We start from the raw sequence: 2,153 nt of genomic DNA on the forward strand, positions 1-2,153 counted from the left end.
GGCTCCGCCCCTTTTGCATTCAGGGAGCAACATCATGACCACCCATTCAGAAGTATCCCCCTCATCGGGCGGATTGCTCGTCATACTGCTTTCGATCCTGCTCCCGCCGCTTGGCGTGGCCCTATCACGCGGGATCGGAACACAGTTCGTAATCAACATCGTGCTGACCTTGCTCGGCTACGTGCCGGGACTGGTTCACGCCGTATGGCTCGCTGCGCGCCCGGCTGACTAATCAGCCGCGCCAAGCGCTTGTCTCAACACCCAATTTTCAGAAGGAATTCAATAGATGGCAGATCTAGAAAAATTAAAGGAAAACCCAAAAGAGCAGCTGTTCGGACATTTGGAAGATGTTCGCGCGGTTATGCTCGGTTCGCCGGATCATGAGCAGCACATGCAGCCCATGGCGCCTCAGATTGACGAGGAGACTGGTACGATCTGGTTTTACACCAGCAAGTCGTCCGACCTCGTGAAGGCCTTGGGTGTTGACGGCGGCAAAGTTCATCTTTGTGTCGTCGAAAAGGATTACCAGGCCTGTCTGCTCGGTGACCTGAACGTTGATCATGATCAGGCCAAGATCGACCAGTTCTGGAGCTCTGTAGTTGCTGCCTGGTTTGAAGGCGGCAAGTCCGATCCGGACCTGACCATGCTTCGGTTCCACCCGCACAATGGCTCGATCTGGGCGTCGGACAAGAACCCGATCACGTTTGCCTGGGAAATCGCCAAGGCCAATCGCAAGGATCAGACGCCCGACATCGGCGAACGCAATTCGGTCAATTTTCACTGATTGATGACAAAATCGCCGTAAGGCGACGGCCAGCCCTGATTTGATGGGGCTGGCTTTTTTATTGCCTCAGATCGACCTAAGGAGAGCACATGCATCTGTTCGAGCCTCAATGTGTTGCGCCAACAAGCTGTCTGCTGGGGCAAAGCCCGGTCTGGAGCCCGTCGGAGGGCCTTCTGTGGTGGGTCGATCCGAACCGGGCAAAACTACACCGCTACAACCCAAAAACGGGCAATGCGCGCCGCTATGATTTGCCCTTGAAGGCGAGTGTGATTGCCTTGTCGCAAGGCGAACTGCTCATGGCCGGCGAGCTGGAAATCGGCTTCTTTGATCCCTCCACCGAGGAATACACAAAACTCGTCGCAGTCGCCGATGAAGCCGAAGGAAACCGGATCAATTGCGGGGGTGTCGCCCCAGATGGAAGCTTCTGGTTCGCAACCATGGATAGTCATGAAGCTGATGCGCGGAGCAGCTGGTACCGGCTGGCGCCCGATCGCACTATCGCGTCTCTGAAACAAAAGCCTGTCGTCATACCAAGCTCGGCCTGTTTCTCGCCTGACGGCGCCACCTTTTACACCTGCGATACCACAGAGCAGGAAATCCATTCTTTTGATGTCGAAGATGGTTCGAGGCTCGCAAATCGCAGGATTTTTTCGACGACGAGTTCAGGGGCGGGATATCCTGACGGGTCGACAATCGACAGCGAGGGATATCTCTGGAACGCAGAGTGGGATGGTGCCCGCCTGGTCAGGTACAGCCCGGAAGGGGTGATCGACCGGATTGTAAAGCTTCCCGTGAGCCGGATTACGGGGTGTTGCTTTGGGGGCAGGGATCTGAAAACGCTTTATGTGACGACAGCGCGCACCGGACTGACTTCCTTCCAGCTTGATATGCAGCCCTTTGCAGGCAGCCTTTTTGCCTTGCAGACCGAGATCCAGGGTCGGCGGAGCGCCGAGTGGACGGGCCGGTAGGGCTGCTGTCGTCCTGGCCATCGCCGCTTGCGTTTTGAACTTCCTGCACCCAGATGGCTTCACAACCGACGCAATGCGGAGTAAGGCACTGGCGAAAGCGACCCTGACCGCTTAAACCCCCGACTTTCAGGATTTGATGGATGGCCGATAAGGACAAAAAGAACAGCGTGGACCCGATCACTTTTGCGAGGCAGGTCGAGGCCGAAGGCCGCAAGGTGACATGGACGTCGCCGAGCGAGACGATTCAAGCGACGATCATGGTCGTCATCATGTCCATCATCGTTGCCCTGTTTCTGTTCCTTGCAGACCAGGTCATCGCTATTCTGATCCGCCTGATCACCGGTCTCGGCGCATAATTTTCAAGGAGTGCCAAAAATGGCTACTGCCAAGTGGTATATCGT

4 protein-coding genes are annotated in these 2,153 nt (G+C 56.1%); all 4 read left to right on the top strand.

Translation table 11 applies throughout. From position 1 onward, the window contains the following. Positions 1 to 34 precede the first annotated feature (34 nt). The 4 genes from WA989_RS02635 to secE all read left to right on the top strand — a co-directional run bounded on the left by WA989_RS02635 (position 35) and on the right by secE (position 2,108). Positions 35 to 232 (top strand): YqaE/Pmp3 family membrane protein, encoded by a 198-nt coding sequence (locus WA989_RS02635; protein WP_424338973.1) that lies wholly within the window; start codon positions 35 to 37, stop codon positions 230 to 232. A 54-nt stretch (positions 233 to 286) separates the two neighbouring features. Continuing rightward, on the top strand, positions 287 to 784 hold the full coding sequence (locus WA989_RS02640; protein WP_424338974.1) for a pyridoxamine 5'-phosphate oxidase family protein: 498 nt from the start codon (positions 287 to 289) through the stop codon (positions 782 to 784). An 89-nt stretch (positions 785 to 873) separates the two neighbouring features. Beyond that, positions 874 to 1,752, top strand: coding sequence for an SMP-30/gluconolactonase/LRE family protein (locus WA989_RS02645; protein WP_424338975.1), 879 nt, complete (start codon positions 874 to 876; stop codon positions 1,750 to 1,752). A 140-nt stretch (positions 1,753 to 1,892) separates the two neighbouring features. Next, on the top strand, positions 1,893 to 2,108 hold the full coding sequence (gene secE / locus WA989_RS02650; RefSeq protein WP_424338976.1) for a preprotein translocase subunit SecE: 216 nt from the start codon (positions 1,893 to 1,895) through the stop codon (positions 2,106 to 2,108). The last annotated feature ends 45 nt before the right edge of the window (positions 2,109 to 2,153 follow it).

It is taken from the genome of Henriciella sp., assembly GCF_049649345.1.
In the GTDB taxonomy this organism is placed as follows: Bacteria; Pseudomonadota; Alphaproteobacteria; order Caulobacterales; family Hyphomonadaceae; genus Henriciella.